The 18,697-nt window shown below is 47.0% G+C and carries 14 protein-coding genes; 3 read left to right on the forward strand and 11 right to left on the reverse strand.

The genetic code is table 11. From position 1 onward, the window contains the following. Positions 1-15: 15 nt before the first annotated feature. A complete protein-coding gene (locus ELR70_RS16545; RefSeq protein ID WP_054016827.1) occupies positions 16-1,233 on the reverse strand; it encodes a pyridoxal phosphate-dependent aminotransferase in 1,218 nt (405 codons plus the stop codon). A 197-nt stretch (positions 1,234-1,430) separates the two neighbouring features. Beyond that, the gene (locus ELR70_RS16550; RefSeq protein WP_054016826.1) at positions 1,431-1,775 is read right to left on the reverse strand and encodes an Hpt domain-containing protein; all 345 of its coding nucleotides are present in this window, start codon (positions 1,773-1,775) and stop codon (positions 1,431-1,433) included. 127 nt (positions 1,776-1,902) lie between these two features. Between ELR70_RS16550 and ELR70_RS16555 the strand changes: the two genes are divergently transcribed. Continuing rightward, positions 1,903-2,511, forward strand: coding sequence for a tRNA-uridine aminocarboxypropyltransferase (locus ELR70_RS16555; RefSeq protein WP_082353294.1), 609 nt, complete (start codon positions 1,903-1,905; stop codon positions 2,509-2,511). After that, positions 2,501-3,325, forward strand: a complete 825-nt coding sequence (locus tag ELR70_RS16560) for a CLCA_X family protein (protein WP_321170897.1) — start codon at positions 2,501-2,503, stop codon at positions 3,323-3,325. Before ELR70_RS16555 ends, ELR70_RS16560 begins: the two co-directional genes overlap by 11 nt. On the opposite strand, the gene ELR70_RS16565 is transcribed toward ELR70_RS16560, so the two are convergent. The 3 genes from ELR70_RS16565 to ELR70_RS16575 all read right to left on the reverse strand — a co-directional run bounded on the left by ELR70_RS16565 (position 3,279) and on the right by ELR70_RS16575 (position 7,749). Then, positions 3,279-5,789: a bifunctional diguanylate cyclase/phosphodiesterase gene (locus tag ELR70_RS16565; protein ID WP_054016825.1), complete on the reverse strand. Its 2,511-nt coding sequence runs from the start codon at positions 5,787-5,789 to the stop codon at positions 3,279-3,281. The genes ELR70_RS16560 and ELR70_RS16565 overlap by 47 nt on opposite strands. Positions 5,790-6,075: 286 nt before the next feature. Further along, a complete protein-coding gene (gene dcd, locus ELR70_RS16570) occupies positions 6,076-6,663 on the reverse strand; it encodes a dCTP deaminase (protein ID WP_054016824.1) in 588 nt (195 codons plus the stop codon). Positions 6,664-6,666: 3 nt separating this feature from the next. Next, positions 6,667-7,749 carry an Mrp/NBP35 family ATP-binding protein gene (locus ELR70_RS16575; protein ID WP_054016823.1) on the reverse strand — a complete coding sequence of 361 codons (1,083 nt, stop codon included), beginning with the start codon at positions 7,747-7,749 and terminating at the stop codon, positions 6,667-6,669. A gap of 240 nt (positions 7,750-7,989) precedes the next feature. Here ELR70_RS16575 and metG point away from each other — a divergent pair, with 240 nt between their 5' ends. After that, a complete protein-coding gene (gene metG, locus ELR70_RS16580) occupies positions 7,990-10,026 on the forward strand; it encodes a methionine--tRNA ligase (RefSeq protein WP_054016821.1) in 2,037 nt (678 codons plus the stop codon). Between the two features lie 68 nt (positions 10,027-10,094). On the opposite strand, the gene ELR70_RS16585 is transcribed toward metG, so the two are convergent. The 6 genes from ELR70_RS16585 to ELR70_RS16610 form a co-directional block, all read right to left on the reverse strand. Beyond that, positions 10,095-10,649, reverse strand: coding sequence for an NADAR family protein (locus tag ELR70_RS16585; RefSeq protein ID WP_054016820.1), 555 nt, complete (start codon positions 10,647-10,649; stop codon positions 10,095-10,097). Between the two features lie 45 nt (positions 10,650-10,694). After that, entirely contained in the window at positions 10,695-11,144 is a 450-nt protein-coding gene (locus ELR70_RS16590) for a GNAT family N-acetyltransferase (protein ID WP_054016819.1), read from the reverse strand. A gap of 806 nt (positions 11,145-11,950) precedes the next feature. Further along, positions 11,951-15,637: a two-component regulator propeller domain-containing protein gene (locus ELR70_RS16595; RefSeq protein ID WP_082353293.1), complete on the reverse strand. Its 3,687-nt coding sequence runs from the start codon at positions 15,635-15,637 to the stop codon at positions 11,951-11,953. Between the two features lie 78 nt (positions 15,638-15,715). Beyond that, a complete protein-coding gene (locus ELR70_RS16600; protein ID WP_054016818.1) occupies positions 15,716-17,584 on the reverse strand; it encodes an alkaline phosphatase D family protein in 1,869 nt (622 codons plus the stop codon). After that, the gene (locus ELR70_RS16605) at positions 17,574-18,362 is read right to left on the reverse strand and encodes a YchF/TatD family DNA exonuclease (protein WP_054016817.1); all 789 of its coding nucleotides are present in this window, start codon (positions 18,360-18,362) and stop codon (positions 17,574-17,576) included. Before ELR70_RS16605 ends, ELR70_RS16600 begins: the two co-directional genes overlap by 11 nt. A gap of 8 nt (positions 18,363-18,370) precedes the next feature. Continuing rightward, positions 18,371-18,697, reverse strand: a complete 327-nt coding sequence (locus tag ELR70_RS16610; protein ID WP_054016816.1) for a PilZ domain-containing protein — start codon at positions 18,695-18,697, stop codon at positions 18,371-18,373.

Here is an 18,697-nt window from a genome sequence, read left to right on the forward strand (position 1 = left end):
TATACCACACCGCCCCTATTGCTGGCGATAATGTGCGAAGAATCGCTGCATTCTGGCCATGGCAGGCTCCAGCTCATCCATATGCGGTAAGAATACCAAGCGGAAATGATCTGGCTGAGGCCAGTTAAAAGCTCTGCCATGTACCAGCAGTATTTTCTCTTCACGTAACAGATCAAGCATCATTCTTTCATCATTTTTCACATTGAAATGTTGCGTGTCTATTTTAGCGAAAGCATACAGTGCGCCCATAGGCTTAACACAGGAAACACCCTGAATATCATTCAACCCTTGCCAGGCAATCTGACGTTGCTCATACAGGCGTCCGCCGGGTTGGATCAATCCGTCTATAGACTGTACCCCACCCAATGCCTGCTGGATCGCAAATTGCGCGGGCACATTGGCACACAGTCGCATCGATGCCAGCATATTAAGACCATCTATCAAGTCCTTCATAGCTGACACTTTTCCACTCAGTACCATCCAGCCCATTCGCAGACCGGCTGCCCGATATGTCTTCGCCAGACCATTAAAAGTGATCACAGGTAAATCATCACACAAAGATGCAATTGACCAGTGCACGGCCCCGTCGTAAAGGATCTTTTCATAGATTTCATCGCTGAGTAGCAACAGGTTGTGCTCTCTGGCTATATCAATAAGCCCCTCAAGAAGCGCTTTGCTGTAGACAGCCCCTGTTGGGTTGTTTGGATTGATCAACACCAAAGCACGAGTTTTAGGTGTGATTTTAGCTCGAATATCTGCCAAATCAGGAAACCAGTCGGCAGCCTCGTCACACAAATAGTGCACGGGTTTGCCGCCTGACAACTTAACCGACGCAGTCCACAACGGGTAATCAGGTGCGGGGATCAATACTTCATCACCGTCGTTTAACAATGCCTGAGTCACCATTTGGATGAGCTCACTCACTCCATTACCGATAAATATGTTGTCTACGCTTATATTAGGTAAGCTTTTCTGCTGATAGTGCTGATAAACAGCTACACGGGCAGAATACAGCCCTTTTGAATCACAGTACCCCTGAGCTTCTGACAGGTTGCGAATGATGTCACGGTGCATATCTTCAGGCATATCAAAACCAAATGCAGCCGGATTACCGATATTAAGTTTGAGGACTTTGGTGCCCTCATCTTCCATTTTCTTTGCCTGCGACAATACGGGCCCACGAATGTCGTAGCATACCCCGTTGAGTTTGCTGCTTTTAGTAATTTTTATCATTATTTCTCCCCATTCAGGCTACTAGAATAGCGCCCCGCTCACTGGAAGAAAAGCACATTCAACATAGAGTTTTAAAAGGAGAGCCCGACAACCTGTGGGCCTAGTTCGCAACCACTGTGCAAGGGAAATAACAAAGAGGAGACAGCTCAATTACGCCACTGAGCCGTCAGGTTATGTGGTGCAGATACCCGTTACGCTTATGCGTTGGCCATCAACCACTGTTGCAGCTTAGTAGTAGAGCCTATCACTTGCTGTGACAAACTCCCAAGCGCCTCTTTAGCCGAGTTCACATCGCCCTGCAAAAGCAGCATTTCTACCTCTCGGGCACTGTCAGACAAGCTCATTGCCCCAAACTGTGCTGCATTGGATTTTAAGCTATGCGCGTTACGCGTGGCAGCTTCAATATCCACAGGTAATGACTCTCTGACTTCGCGCTCTAATCGCTCGAATTCGCTGATGCAAAACACTAAAGTATCTGAAAATTGCTCACCTAACAGGGACTGCATCGTATCCAGGCAAGCTTCATCTATTATTACATTCATATTAGTCCTTTCACTATCTGGCTAACAAACCCACCAACAGCCTCTCTTTAGGTTAATGCTAGCTAAGAGGGCCCTAAACTGCAAACTATGATATGATCTACAGCAGAAAAAACAGTAAAATAATGCGATGAAACGAACACTTTGCAATCACTGCCACTTCCCAGAACAGACCTGCGTCTGCACGTATCTGGGCAAGCCTCTCAATAATCACTGTAAGATACTGGTGTTACAACACCCCAGTGAGGTCAAAGTCGCTAAGAATACGGTTCGCTTATTGTCATTGCAGCTTAGTAACCTTGAAGTCATTACAGGTGAAACTGAAACAGATTTTGCACAAGTGCGTGAACAACTTCAGTCAGTTCAATGTGCGCTGCTGTATCCCTCTGAAAGCGCTATGTCCCTCTCAGCTCCGTCCGAAGAAGTAAACCAGCCTGCCATAGAAACCTTGGTGGTTTTGGATGGAACCTGGAAAAAAGTCCATAAAATGCTGATGCTCAACCCCTGGCTGATGAGCCTTCCCCATGTTTCATTCTCAGACTTGCCAAAAAATCAGTACCATATTCGCAAAGCCGAGCAAGCGTTTAGCCTGTCAACACTTGAGGCGACAGCTCATTTCTTGCATCTGTATGAAGCAATTTCACCAGAACCCTTATATCGCGCTTTGGCTGGGATGATAGAACAACAAACCCGGCTCATGCCAGCTGATGTCAAGCAACGATATTTACGTGACGAATAACCGGTCGAATAATCGCTCGATGAATACCTCACGTAACCGTTTGAAACGTCGGTTTTACCGCCATGGCCCAGATTATCGCTTCGGCGATCAAGCCAGTTTTGAGGAAATTAAGGCGACCTTTGGCTTTAAAACTATTACGTTAGGCGCCTGGGTCGATAAACAAGAACAACATATTGCCGCAAACCTTCTTTACGATGCGTTGGCCGACTTGACCCAAATACTGTCAATTCCTCCTGTCACCATCGGTCTGCGAGGTACTTTGAACCTCGCGTTTGGAAGCGGTGGGCAGGCTGGTGTTCAGGCGCATTATGATAGTAATCAGCGGACGCTAGCGCTGGCGAAAAATGCAGGCGGCGGTGCCCTGGCGCATGAATGGTGGCATGCGTTTGATCACTATATTGCCAAGCATATGTTCAAAGGAGTTCACGCGCATGACTTTGCATCAGCACTTTGGCTTACTCAGACGCCGAACCTGATACACCCCCTTAATCAGCAGCTCGATACCCTGTTTCGACTTCTGCTGCTGGATAAAAGCGGCTTAGAGCCCAGCAACTACTTCAAAAATGCCACGTTATTGGACAAGGCACGCGGAGTTCAGTACTACGCAAGACCGCAAGAGTTAACAGCGCGTGCTTTCGAATGGGTCGTCGCCAGCGATGCCCATATCCGCAATGCGTTTTTGGTAGACGACGTACTTGACTCTGCACTGGAACGTCAGGGTGGCTTTCCAGACGAAAGTATCGCGGCGGAAACACGCTGTGCCACTTCTAGTTACTTTCAGATGCTAGGTGCTGCGTTATATCGTCAAATGTAATAAATTCAGTTAACCAGCTGCTGTACTCTTCAAACGGAAGTGGTCGAGAAATGTAAAACCCCTGACCTATATCACAGCCAAAAGCTTGCAACATTTGATAGCAATGCACGCTTTCAACACCCTCTGCAACAACTTGAGAGCCCAGATTATGTGCCATATCACAGGTAGCCTTACAAATCGTCTGGTTGGTTGCCGAGCTGGTAATATTCATCACAAAACTCTTATCAATTTTGATTTCATCAACCCCAAGCTGACTTAAATATGCGAGTGATGAATACCCGGTGCCAAAATCGTCGATGGCCATTTTAACTCCCAGCCTTTTGAAACCATCGATGATTTCGTTAAGGTCAACTTCATTCGCCAAGGTCACTGACTCTGTGATTTCGAGCATCAGCTGAGAAGGAGCAAGGTTAAGCTGGCTGATCAGCGTGATCAATTGTACTGCAAGCTCCTTTCTACCTATGTCTTTCCCGGAAACATTCAGTGACAGAACATGCTGCGGATAGACACGGCACAGCTGCGCTTGTGCAAATAGCGCCTGCTCAACAACCCAGTCCGTGATTTCGGGGATCATGCCAGACGATTCAGCGATTGGAATAAACTCATCTGGCGGAATGACTCCTAACTCAGGATGATGCCAACGCAGCAAGACCTCAGCGCCAAACACTTCTCCCTGTTGCAACTTAACCTGAGGCTGAAAATAGAGTGAAAACTGGTTCTGTGCTACTGCATATTTCAAAGAAGAGGCGACTTTTATTCTTCGCTCCAGAGACAAAGAATCGTTATGATCAAATAACTGCCACTTTTGCGCCCCAAGAGGTCGTGTCGATATCGCCTGTAATGCGCGTTGCATCAATGCCTCTGTTGTGTGTGCATGAACAGGGTTACTGGCCACCCCAATTTCTAACTGGTCAACCAACAACTCCCCTTTAAAACTAATTCCTTCTTCAAAAATTGATGCCAACAGACAGGCATACTGCTCCACCTGGCTTAATTCCAGTTTACCGCGCAACACTATGGCAAACAGGGAATCATCCAAACGATAAATCTCAGTGCGACTATTTGGCTCTGCGGCAACTGTTACTCTGCCATAGGTGTCGAGTTGAGTTTGGACTTTTTTTAACAAAGACTTCAACTGCATAGCAGCATAGTCCCAACCCATGTTTAAGCGGATCACGCTCAGCACTTTAGGTCGAAACATAACTAGTGTGTGGTGCTGGTGTGTGCTTTGCAGACCGTCGAGTGCTTTTTGTAGCATGTGGCGATTGGGCAGCCCGGTTTCTTTGTCGTGGTTTGCATACTGAAGCAACAGCAATTTCTTTTGCCGCTCGTGCCAATAAACATAATACGCCAACAACAATACATGTCCGGTCAGTAGAGCATGATTTAACAAGAAATATTGAGAAAGTTCAATCACACCCAGTTGTCCCAGCATCAATATCACAACCAGCGTCAGAGCTGGTGCAAAAGCGAGAGCCAACAGGCGCGCTTCATATTGATACTGAGCGGGTTGCATACAGAGTAAGTAAGACACATAAGCCGTGACAACCAATCCGGCCATAACCTGGAAAAGCAGCTGATAACCTGTATGCAATGGCGCACTGATACAGACCACCAGCAGTAAACTCCATAATAGCCGCCACAGATAATATCTATGCTGTTCATTTAATCGCTTCTCCACCGCAAAATAATGGAAAAAGCACAACACACAGGCAAGAGAAAGCAAAAATAGCTGACTACTGTAAGTTGCCATAGCGCCGCTGAGCGGCCTGGGGAAAAACAGTACATTCACTCCGCTTTCTGCGCCGCTGATAATCGCGACCAGTAATACGTACCCCGCCAGGGCCAATAACCCGGGTCGAAATTGAGACACTGCCATGAGCGTCAGAAAAAAGGCAACAAAGTAGATACTGCCCGTTTCTACACCAAACAAGAAAACCTTATGACTAAGCAACTGAACAAACTCGGCTTCGTGTACAGCCACCAGTGATAACCATTGTGGGTATGCGCCCTGAGCCTGAATATAAAGTTGTGCGGGCTGAATGCCTCTGGGTACTTTGACATGCGGTAATACTGCTTGGGCAGACGATGCCAGCTCTTTTGTTGGGGCAATTAAAGTATATTGAATAAGCTTACCTGAGCGCTCCAGGTAAAACTTAAGCACCCCCTGAACAGGTTGGGTATAGATGACCTGTTCATGGTTTGGGTTTGCAGGTATATCAACACGTACCCAGGTCGCTATACCTCGCTGAAGCCGAATGGCTTGTTCGACTGAGGTCATGTTCCCGCTCATTTGTCGGATCTCTGCCAGACCTAGTTGATTTGTCGCATCATTGTATACTTTAACTGACATCTGTGCCGGAAGGCCTTCTGAAAGTTCATTGGATTGCGCTACGCTCTCCAAAATCAGAACAGCTATGGCAGTCAGCAAGACGGCAATTACGCGTATCACGCTTAACCACATCCCAACCTCCTTGAGCAAGTGGCAGAATTCGTTCAATAAACAGGCCTGTTAAGGCTAAGCCCAGTATAGCTGGTTTCAGGTAATTGCAATCACCACGGCGGGCGCGTTCTGCTCTTCACATTACCTTGTAGCATTAATGTTAAGTATGGAAGCTGAAGTTTGAATTGCCAGTGCCAATATAAAAATTACACAACTAAAGCGGCAAATAGAGGCAGGAAAGGTAGTGTGTGACGCGCACTGTAGTCACTCACACACTGTCTAATATGGATAAATATCTATTTAGTTATCAACGATTATCGTCACTTATTCGACTGGCTATCGCGCTATTTTGACCTTTGTATTTGGCATCTTTACGCATGTTGTAAGGTGCCTCTGCGGGACTACTCAGGGTTTCAAAACTCAGTGCGCCAATCTTCATCTTAGGTCGCAATGCCAGGGGCAATTTACCAGAGTTATAAAACTCCAGAACAATGTTTCCTGACCAGCCCGGATCGATACGATGTGCAGTTACGTGCACCATCAAACCCAGTCTAGCTAAAGATGAGCGACCATCAAGCCAGCCAACTAGATCAGCAGGTAAGGTCACAGATTCATAAGTCATAGCCAAAGCCAGTTCTCCTGGGTGCAGGAAAAAAGCCTGACCATCTTCGAGTACAATTTCATCACTCATAATGGATTCCATCGCTGCGTTGATCTGCTCTTTAGGTCCGCTCAGATCAACATAGGGTGCAGCATGATCCTGAAACACACGAAATTTATTCCCCAGACGTAAATCAACGGTCACCCCTGAGATCATCTCATCAGCCGGCGCCGGCTCGATTTGAATGTGTTGGTTTTTGATAGCTTCTTTTATATCTCTGTCAGAGAGTCTCATTACTTAGTCATCCGTTATTAGAATTTCGACCCCTTGAGTCGATTGTGATTGTAAATACAACATGCTGCTTACCAGCTGCGCACAATAAATATAATGGTCTTTAATCGGTAGTGATTGAGCCGTGATATTGGCGCCCAGCTCTGAGTTCTCTCGGATCCCGGTATCCAATGGTATTTCAGCAAGCAGCGGAACACCATGACGTGCAGCCAGTTTAGCGCCCCCTTCACTACCAAAAATGGCGTTTTTGCCATCGCAATGCTGGCATGAAAAATAACTCATGTTTTCTATCAGGCCAATAATGGGCAGGTTGACTTTATTGAACATTGCAATGCCCTTTTGCGCATCAGCCAGTGCCAGGTCCTGAGGCGTTGTCACAACAATTGCGCCACTGGCGGGGACTTTTTGGGTCATCGTCAGTTGGATATCACCCGTGCCAGGTGGCATATCGACAACCAGATAATCCAACTCTCCCCAGGCCGTTTCATTTAACAATTGAGTTAATGCCTGTGATGCCATTGGACCACGCCAGACCGTCGCGTCGTCTTCAGCCACTAAAAAGCCAATGGACATGGCTTTTATGCCGTCTTTCTCAAAAGGTTTTAGCGTATTTTCATCCAGTGCCTCGGGCTGTTGCCCGCTCAGCCCCAATAAAGAAGGGACAGAGGGACCATAAATATCGGCATCCAGAATACCCACCTGAGCCCCCTGAGAGGCAAGTCCGGCAGCCAAATTTACCGCCGTGGTCGATTTACCCACCCCGCCTTTTCCTGATGCGACTAAAACAATGTGTTTAATTTGTTTGAACTGAGCCACACCGGCGATTTCACTTTGGCATGTCACGCGGACATCCGCATTCAAAGACTCACTCAGGTGAGTAGAGAGCACAGCTCCTTGCCCTGACGCGGCAAAAGGCAATGTAAGTGTAACTTTCCAGGACACTTTCTCTGCTTTATCGGGTGAAATATCCGCAATCCACTGCATATCAATGCCCATAGGAAAAATCGCGCTGCGGTAGTGTTGCAGATGAGTTTTAATCTGTTCTTTTATGGGGTCCTTCCTGGTAAATAGTTTTTCAATACCAAACATACAAATAAAACGCCTTGAGGTGATGAAATGGGCGCAGGAATTATGTAACATTCACCTCATTAAAACCAGTCAAATTCGCGTCTGCTGGGATTTTCCCAGCCGTTCTGGTCAGTCTTTTATCACAACAGACTGGCTGACCGGGCCGAAGTTTTTGCTCACTGTATCGATAAGCACCGTGCATGATGCCAGGCGCCAAATCTACAGAGCCAAACTGAGCCGCTCTATTTTCACGGAATAACTATGACAAAGAGAAAAATTCTCATAACAAGTGCACTGCCTTATGCCAACGGACCGACTCACCTTGGTCACCTGTTAGAATACATCCAAACAGACATCTGGGCTCGTTTCCAGAAGCAGCAAGGACATGAAGCCTATTATGTCTGTGCAGATGATGCTCACGGCACACCTATTATGCTGAACGCCCAAAAGCAGGGCATCACGCCAGAAGAAATGGTTCAGCAAGTCAGCATTGAGAGACAGCGCGACTTTGCCGACTTTAATATTGAGTTTGACAACTATCACAGCACTCACAGTGACGAAAACCGTGAGCTAAGTGAGTTGATTTATACTCGCCTGAACGATAAAGGGCACATTAAGAAGCGTACTATCTCTCAGCTGTTTGACCCTGAGAAAAGTATTTTCCTGCCTGATCGTTTCGTTACTGGTACTTGCCCAAACTGTAAGGCCGAAGAGCAAAACGGAGACAGCTGTGACGCCTGTGGCGCAACTTACAGCCCAACCGAGCTGATTGAACCAAAATCAGCAATGTCGGGAGCAACACCTGTTCTGAAAGATTCAGAGCACTTTTTCTTTGATCTGCCTGCTTTTGAAGACATGTTAAAAACCTGGCTACACTCTGGCAGTTTGCAAGCTGAGATGGCCAATAAACTCGATGAGTGGTTCGCAGATGGTCTGCAACAGTGGGACATCAGCCGTGATGCGCCTTACTTTGGCTTTGAAATCCCAGGCGCCCCCGGGAAATACTTTTACGTATGGCTGGATGCACCTATTGGTTACATGGCCAGCTTCAAAAACCTTTGTGACAAACAGGGTCTGAACTTTGACGAGTTCTGGGCTGAAGGGTCAGATGCCGAGCTGTATCATTTCATTGGTAAAGACATCATCTACTTCCACAGTTTGTTCTGGCCAGCCATGCTGGACGGCGCTAACTTCAGGAAACCAAATAACGTATTCGCGCACGGCTTTGTCACTGTAAACGGCGCGAAAATGTCTAAATCTAAGGGGACTTTCGTCAAAGCGCGTACCTACCTGGAACATTTAGACCCAGAATATCTACGTTACTACTATGCTGCTAAACTAAACAGCGGTGTAACAGACCTGGATCTGAATCTGGAAGATTTCGCGCAGCGAGTGAACTCAGATCTGGTCGGTAAGGTTGTCAATATCGCCAGCCGCTGTGCGGGCTTCATTACTAAAAAGTTCGGCGGTAAGCTAAGCAATACGGTGATGGATGAAGCGCTGTTAAGCAGCTTTGTGGCAGCCAAAGGTAGCATTGCCGGTCACTATGAAAATCGCGAATACAGCCGTGCTGTACGTGAGATCATGACACTTGCCGACAAGGCTAACCAGTTCATCGACGCAGAAGCCCCCTGGGTACTTGCCAAGAATGAAGACACACTGGAACGTGCACACCAGGTATGTTCAATGGGTCTGAACCTGTTCCGTGTGTTGTTGACTTACCTTAAGCCTATCCTGCCTGGCATGGCAAAGAATGTAGAAGCCTTCTTGAACACTGAATTGAGCTGGGAAGGTCTGGAAACGGCACTTGTTGATCACGAAATCAACAAGTTTAAAGCCCTGATGCAACGTGTTGAGCTGGACAAAGTTAATGCAATGGTAGACGCATCAAAAGAAAGCCTGGAGAAAAAAGTTGGCGGCCAGAGTGCAAAACCCGCTGCTGACAGCCCACTGGCTAAAGAACCGATTGCTGACGAAATCGAGTTCGATGACTTTGCTAAAGTAGACCTGCGTGTAGCTAAAATTGCCAATGCAGAGCACGTTGAAGGCGCAGACAAGCTCCTGAAGTTGACGCTGGACTTAGGTGGAGAGACCCGCCAAGTATTTGCTGGTATCAAATCAGCCTATGCACCGGAAGATCTGATCGGCAAACTAACCGTTATGGTCGCCAACCTGAAGCCTCGTAAAATGCGCTTCGGTATGTCAGAGGGCATGGTGCTCGCTGCTGGCCCTGGCGGTAAAGAGATTTACATTCTCAACCCGGACGAAGGCTCACAGCCTGGCATGCGTGTAATGTAATCTGTGCTACTATAAAACTAGATTGAACAAACGGGCCATCAGGCCCGTTTTTTTATTGGTGCGGCTGTTTACAGCTCCTGTAACAACTGGTCTCGTACTGCCATCAGGGCATATCCCAACAGATTAAGCCCCTGCCACTTTTGAGGCACTCTTGCAAATTCATGGTCCTCCGCCAGACCTATCCCCCAAATCTTATCAACCGGACTCGCCTCAACCAAAACGCTCTTGTTTGTTGAGAGCAAGAACGTCTTGAGTTCTGGGTTTTGACCAAACTTCAGCAGATTTGCACTAATAACAATGTTGAACCGCTTTGCATTCCAAGTGGCTTCATCAAAACCGCTTACTTCACGACCTAGCTTTTTGACCTCACTGGGGTGGTTACAGTGCAAAATACGTGAAGCTATGTCAGCATTCTCAAACAGCATTGCTTTGTGATACATCATGTAATGCTCAGCGGTTTTGAATACTAACCCTTGCTGCTCAAAACGTGCCGGATACCATTGACTGAAACAGGACTTAGAGACGCCTGACTTAGGTTTTTGATGACCCCAGAAAAAGATAAAGTTTGTTTTTGTTGATTTCGCAATGTATTCGATTAATTGCGCGTTACTACTTATTACCACAATGACTCCCTATGTATAATATGCGTCACTAATGCTCGGAGGCCTTTAACCACCTCTATTCACCTGATTACTCACTAAGTTAATGCGTGTGCCAATAGCAACGACACTAAACCCATGAGATTCATATAATTTCACCAGATGAGCCTCACAGCGAAGATGCAGTGCAGGCAACTTGAGCTTGGTTGCCTTGGCAATCGCAAACTCAACCAAAGCCGTTGAGATGCCTTTGCCACGATGTTCAGTCGGCACATATACGCCGTCTAGCCAATGTAGATTGCCAGAATAATTTGAATCGATTTGCTGTTTAATTTCGCCCGTACCAACCAACTCATTGTCAATATATGCAGCAAACCCTGTACGCGAATCAGATGACGATATTTTATCAACCACACTCTGTACTGTGGCATGAGGGTCTTTACTGTCCCATTGCTGGTAATACCAATTGGCGATGACCTCAATGTCTGAATGGTCGTTCGTTATGTCTGAGACTTTCATTTGAACTGTCCTGGATGATTGTTATTGTTCTTAATTCCATTGCACGTTCAACGCTTCTTATTCCGTTGGAGTGCGCGCATAGTACAAAGGTTTGAAATTACTCAAGGCACCGCAAAGCCCTGATCTAGCAATTTGTCGGGCGCATTGTACAACAATTTGGTCCAGTGTACTTTTTACTGTTCACCTTGCGAAAAGACCGAGCTGAAGCTCGACTTTACACGATAAAGCGTTCGGCGAGCTGCGAAGCGTTGCTTCGGTCTCGGGACAATTACAGGTGGACACATATCCCTATGGAGGGCTCCCGGTCCGGTATCAGCAACCGCGGCTCAAGCCATATCCAGCTAAAATGGCTCATTTCACCTTGCGTAAAGACCGAGCTAAAGCTCGACTTTACACGATAAAGCGTTCGGCGAGCTGCGAAGCGTTGCTTCGGTCTCGGGACAATTACGGGTGGATACATATCCCTATGGAGGGCTCCCGGTCCGGTATCAGCAGCCGCGGCTCAAGCCATATCCAGCTAAAATGGCTCATTTCACCTTGCGTAAAGACCGAGCTAAAGCTCGACTTTACACGATAAAGCGTTCGGCGAGCTGCGAAGCGTTGCTTCGGTCTCAGAAAAGTACGAGTGGACACATGTCCCTATGGAGGGCTCCCGGCTTTTCATCCATGAAAAGCGTTCGGCGAGCTGCGAAGCGTTGCTTCGGTCTCAGAAAAGTACGAGTGGACACATGTCCCTATGGAGGGCTCCCGGCTTTTCATCCATGAAAAGCGTTCGGCGAGCTGCGAAGCGTTGCTTCGGTCTCGCCTCACCCAGCCATTTCTTCGCCTTTGGCGGGGCTGTATGGGACTTTAATGCTGACTTCAATGCCTTGCCCTGGCGTTGAGCTCGCTGCGATTTCACCTTTAAGCAGTTGTGTTACTAGGTTATACACTATATGCATTCCCAGCCCGCAGCCGCCCTGACTTCTTTTTGTTGTAACAAATGGGTCGAACAAGGTTTTCAACCCCGCTTTCGACATCCCTACCCCATCATCGCGATATATGATCAACCAGTGCTCACCAAGCATACTGACTGATACTTCAACCTTACCCTTTTTCTGCTCTTCAAAGCCATGTATCATGGAGTTGTTAAATAAGTTTGTCATTATCTGATAAATGGCGCCCGGATAGGTGTTGACCAGCATGTCAGCATCTCCCGTGATAGACAAAGTGATCTCTTTGCCTTTACTCAGTGGTAAAAGAGAGCTAAAAACATCCTCGATATAATCTTTGACGTTAATATCCCGCTCCACTTCACTAGACTGATCAACAGCGACCTGTTTAAAGTTGCTGATCAACATTTGTGCTCTGTCCAGATTACGCAGGATCAGCCTGTAGCCTTCTTCCTGTTCTGAATTAGAGCGCTCCAGATCAGCCTGACGTAATTGTTTTTGTTGAAGCTTTTCATTGATGTTATGCAAGCACTCCTGATTGTAAGTCAACGCAGTGATTGCCACGCCCAGCGGGGTATTAATCTCATGTGCGATCCCAGCTACCACATTACCCAGCGACGCCATTTTTTCACTTTCAATCAATTCCTGTTGGGTACGCTTAAGTTCCATCATAGCCTGTTCCAACTTTTGGTTCTTTTTATATAGTTCGTCTGTTCGCATCGCCACTTTAATTTCCAGTTGTTCATTGAGCGTTTGTAATGCATTCTGGTGCGCCTTCAACTCTGCGATGTCTTTCAACGCGCCTACAATGCGTTGTGGTCTACCATGATGGTCGCGGCTAACCACTTTGCCCCGCTCCAATACCCAGCTCCACTGGTCTTTGAGCGTTTTTACCCGCATCGCAATTTCATAGGTGTCCTGCTCACCCTCAAGGCATGCTTCTATTTTCTCCTCCCAGGCAATGCAGTCCTTTGGATGTACGAACTGGTCTATGTCCTCGACAGACATAGTTGCCTGATTCCTGCCATAATCGATGCGTGGCTTAACGCAATAGCGATACACTTTTTTGTCCTCAAGGTGCCAGTCCCATAACTCATCACCACTGGCCCACAAGCTCAGCTCAAGACGCTGTTGCAGCTCATTCATCACTCGGTTGTCATTCACCACCTGGCGGAAGCGCGCCTGCCGTTGCCTGAACCACAAAGCGAAGCTCAGCGTTAGTGCAACAACATAAAACGTTTTGGAATACCAGTCCCACCACCAGGGCGCTTTAATACGTATGGTGAAACTATGAACAGGCGACTTTTGATTGAAACGATTAACTGTGTATGTTTGTACCTGATAGCTTCCAGGCTCAAGTTTTAGCAGATTGATTTGCCTTACCCCATCAGCCAGCTTTAGCCACTGCTCGCTCAGCCCAACGATGCGGTAAAAAAAGTTTAAGCGCTCAGAGCCATAGTCCAGACTGGAATAGTGTAAGGAGATGATGTCCTGATCATAATTCAGAGATAATTTCTCTGTGAGTTCTGGTGCCAAAGTCAGCTCGCTACTGGCCTCAGGGTGTAATACCTCTCCAAGCAACTCGATACTTGAGATTAACAAAGGACGGATCCCAAACGCGATGCGGATTTGCTCAGGATAAAATTGATTGAATCCTTTTGCCCCACCAATAAATACCCTACCATCGGGTGCCAGCCAGGCGGCATTATAATTGAATTCATTATCCTGCACGCCGTCAACAACCAGAAAGTTGTCAATATTGTGGTCATGTATATTGACCCGACTCAGGCCTCCACTGGTACCAAGCCAGACGTGCTGCTGCTGATCAAATACCATAGCCCAGATGGCCTCATTGGCGAGCCCGTCGGCTATCTTTAACACCTTTTCAACTTCAAACTGTTTGTTCAGGATACTGACTCCTGACTCGCTGGCGACCCAGACTGCGCCGAGTGTATCACGTGCAAGCATAAAGACGATATCTGATGCCAAACCATTATTTGTGGTCAGCGATTTAATAGTCTGGCCATCATAATGGAACAGGCCATCACCCACACTGCCAAAGAAAAAGCCATCACCATCGATCAAAACTGACGACACATGATTCGGTGCTGAAACCGATGGTGCAAAAAATGGCAGAAGTTTTTTCTGAGCCTCATCGTAATAAAGTAATCCTAATGTACGCGAGCTCAATAAAACTTGCTGCTTAAACACGGTGATGTCGTTAAAACTTAATTCGGGACCATTACCGAAATCAGGCGTAAAGTGCATGACCTCTCCATTGGAGAGGTTTAGCCTGGCCACACCTGCACCGCGTGAAGTCAACCACACGTGCTCATTTACAACCTGCACTTTGGTAATAAAGCTATTTGAGAAAGTGGCAAGCTGAGGGTAGACCTGCTCTGCCTTAATGAACTGTTGCTGTTGGAAAATATAGACCCCGCTGGAAGTCGCAACCCACAAGCGATCTGATGCATCCAGAGCAAAGCTACGAACATCCGAGTTTGCCAGAGGTGCATTTGGGTAGTTATATTCTCCTACATGACCAAAAGTCTCACTGAGCTGGCTGATGAAGTGCAGACCTCGGGTTTCTGTTCCAATCCACAGGTCACTATTACTGTCTCTGAAAACCGAGAGGATGCTGCTGTCTTGTAACCCTGACTTATTATTGCCCCTTTTATACCAGCGCTTTTTAATCTCACCTTTCATGTTAAGCAGATATACGCCATGGCTCGTGGCGACAAATAACTCCCCTGCAGACGCAAACACCGAGTGTAATACCAGCTTAGAATCCGATGCAATGTCACTTTGCCACAGTGCTCGCTCAAACAAAGTGTCATAAACTGTTAGCTTGTTATCCTTACCAATTAAAAATGCCCGCTCTCCGCTGATCATCAGCGACTTAAAATCACCCGCCAACAATAGTGTCGTCATATCTGTCTGGCGATTGTTAACCACCAGCCCCTCATCAGACAGGTAATAAACCAAATTTTTATATACCGTTACATATCGAATAAAGTCGCCTTTCAGTGCCAATTCTTGCGGTAACAGCGTTGCTTTATCTATTACATAGTAAAAACCGTCTTCTGTAGTGACAGAAATTGCACTGCCCTGACAACCAATAGACTGAACCCGATCGGAGGGGATCAAAGGGCTAAAATCACTTAAAAAGCTCTGGAAACGGCCCGTGACGGTATGATAAACGCTGAGCCCTGTGCTGGTACCTATCCATAATGACTCGCCGCTATGACACAGCGCCGTGATAAAGGCCCCCGCCAATGAAAATGGATCCTGCTGGCGACTCGTAAATTGCTTGAATGAATGGCCATCAAAGCGGTTGAGGCCCGCTTGTGTACCAATCCAGATATAACCGAGTTGATCTTCTTCAATCGCAGTTATACTGACTTGACTGAGGCCGGACTCATAATCATAGTGACGCATCACCTGCGCCGTGTCAGAAAATACGGGCACGGCCACTAAAGGAGCTGAATATAACCAGATCATCATCAGGATCAGGAAACTCACGCTTAATTTTGTGTGTTTTAAATGTTGTTGCTGATACAACCCTATCACCTTTTGCGCAGGCTCTTTGTTGTAACTATAGCAAAACTTTAAAATCCAGCTGAGATGTCGAGTATTGGGTTAACAGCGCGCGTCATCGTGTTCAGATAACGCAAATTCTGTAACCTCTCCATCTGCGCGTAATAAACGGTAGCGACTCAGTCTGCCTTGTTGTAACTCAACCAGGCTAATTGCAGATGCACTTACTAAGTAGCGTTTACCAACACTATCACTGTGGTGCTTTCGTACCGATAATTGCCAGCGTTTGGTAAACAGGTTAAACGGACTCCAGGGAGCAAAAAGCCAGGTGTCCAGTTTTTCCAATACATGCAACAGACGCTTTGGAAATTCATTTTTTATGCCAGAAGACGTAAGCTGCCAGATCCGATTGTCGTGCCGGCCAAAGCGCGCCGCGACTGAAAAGCAGAATGAGTAGTGCACATCACCAGAGAGAATAATGGTCTCACAAGGTGTATCCTCACGCTTGAAAATATCGATCAGTTTTTTCGCTGCGCCCTCATGAGCCATCCAGTTTTCAACATCGACCACCAAAGGATGACCACATGCGTTGAAAACTGCCTGTATTGTTTCTATCGCTTTGACGCCAAATACCGGTGCCGGGCTCACCAGCAAGACAGAATCCTGGTTCAGCATCTGCTCCTGCAATTCCATCAAGGTTTCCCAGTCCATCAGACCACTGGGTTCATTGAAGTCCTGCTCATTGCGCCAACGATGGGTACGCGTGTCTAACACCACGACTTTTGGTTGAGTGTCGAGGCAATAATGCCACTGTGTAAACCGGTGCAATGCTTTGTCAAAGCTGGTCAGAGCCCATTTATTGTGAGCTGTAAGGCTTTGCGTAAACCCATCGATTAACTTACCAGTCGCGCACAGTGCATCATTACCTAATCCCTGAAACAACCAGTATGCAATTAAGCCATTGGCTATGATCCGTCTACTTGCCGGAGAATTGGCAATATTTTGCTCCCATCTCGCAGTTAGGTTCCAGTCGTCTGTCACATCATGATCGTCAAACATCATTAATGTGGAGACGTTAGCAAACAGCCGCTGGGCCGCCGGCAAAGTTTCAATAAAGCCCTGTAAAGCGCGCTTATCCGCGGCAAATTCAAGTGCCTGGGCATGGCTAAGATCGTGTCCATGTAGCTGCGATAAATCGACCAATTGCCAGGCCTGATAACTAAAGTTAAGCAAGTAGCAGGCAATAAACTCCTCAAGCGTGATCAGGTGATTACCAGCCTTAACACTCGAGAAATGTACCTCATCTTTTTTAAGCCAGTGGCCTATCGTCCACTTACTGCGTTCCTGCCAGGGCGTTTTCGGTAACCAATGATGGCGCTGATAGAGCTGCTGCTGCAAGGACTCTGGCAAAGTCAGAGAAACATTGTCCTCGGGGTAAATGCCGAGTAACGAGATCAACCTATGTGCAGCCATAAGCATCGGACCCGCCACATCATCCGCATAAATCTGATCTCCGGACATCAGTAACAGCGAGGGACGTTTTGCCTTGTCATGTAACGTCTGACACAGATAATCATCCGCAGTTGCCAGAGAGTCCCGGCTGTGATGATGAGGATTGCGGCACGAACCGTGGAGCACGCTATGAATGGTTTCGGGCACCACAATCTTGGGTGAATCAGTATAGCTGAGTGCACTTAGATCCAGCCAACTGCCATCCGCTTTGATGCGATAACTCAGGTTGGTATCACATTCAAAATGGCCGTGATTCGGGGTGATCAGCAAATAGCACAGATATAAGTAGGTACCCAACCTGATGTCGCTTTGCTCAACTGACACCTCAATCCCGTCTATTTCGAGCTCGAATTGCGGCGTTGCCGTGGTAACAAACTGCAGGCAAATTTGTTTAGGTTCTGCCCGGCGCACCATAGGGCCGAGCAATAGATAGGGTAAATTAGAATCGTTAGCTGGCATTACCGCGCTGAGCCAGGCCAAACAAACGGTAGAAATTCTCCGTTGTGGCGCTAGCTAACTCCTTGTAGCTTATCCCTTTTAAATCTGCGATAAAATAAGCAACATCCTGCACATAGGCAGGTTGGTTGGTTTTACCACGATGCGGCACAGGCGCCAGATAAGGAGAGTCTGTTTCAATTAACAGTCTGTCCAAAGGCAAACGCCTCACAACATCTTGTAGCTCTGTGGCGTTTTTAAAAGTAACAATCCCAGAGATCGAAATATAGAACCCCATATCAATGGCCTGCTTTGCCATATCCCAGTTCTCGGTAAAGCAGTGCAATACACCACCGCATTGCTGTGCCTGATGTGCACGCATAATATCCAGGGTATCTTGTCTGGCATCGCGAGTATGAATTATCAGTGGCTTGTTAAGCTCATTGGCAATATCAATATGCTGTGCAAAGCTGTCTCTTTGCACCTGATGCGTATCTTTTGAATAATAATAATCCAACCCTGTCTCGCCGATTGCAACGACCTTAGGGTGCTGAGCAAGCTCTTTCAATAGCGCCGGGTCTAGCGCATCGTCCTGGTTTAACGGGTGTACACCGCAAGATGCTGACACATCCTCAAAGGGGAGAATTTTTTCCAGCATAGCCGGAAATTGAGCCAGGGTAACGCTCACACATAAAAAGTGTTCAACCTGCTTAGCTCTGGCATCCGTGAGGATTTCAGGTAACCCTTTACCCAGTTTATCAAAGTCCAGTCTGTCAAGGTGACAATGAGAATCTACAATCATAACTACTCTTACATGGTGTAGGTGGGCTTACCGGAGTTCAGCATAGTGCCCAGCATTTTTACTATTTTATCGTTCAGTAACTCGTCTTCTGCTTCAAACCCAACTCCTATTCCCGGCGGGTTTGAGTTTTGCGCGCCCTGTGGTGTGATCCAAACAACCTTACCGGTCACTACATCTTCTTCGAGGGCATCGGGCAAAGTAATACGTAACGTTAACGCCTGCCCCATTTCGAAGCGACTATTGGTTTGCACAAACAAACCGCCACTTTTTTGGTATGGCATGTAACTGCGATATAGTTCGTCGTTGTCTTCAAAATCGACTAGTAATTCTTGCAC

Source organism: Pseudoalteromonas sp. R3 (assembly GCF_004014715.1).
Classification (GTDB): domain Bacteria; phylum Pseudomonadota; class Gammaproteobacteria; order Enterobacterales; family Alteromonadaceae; genus Pseudoalteromonas.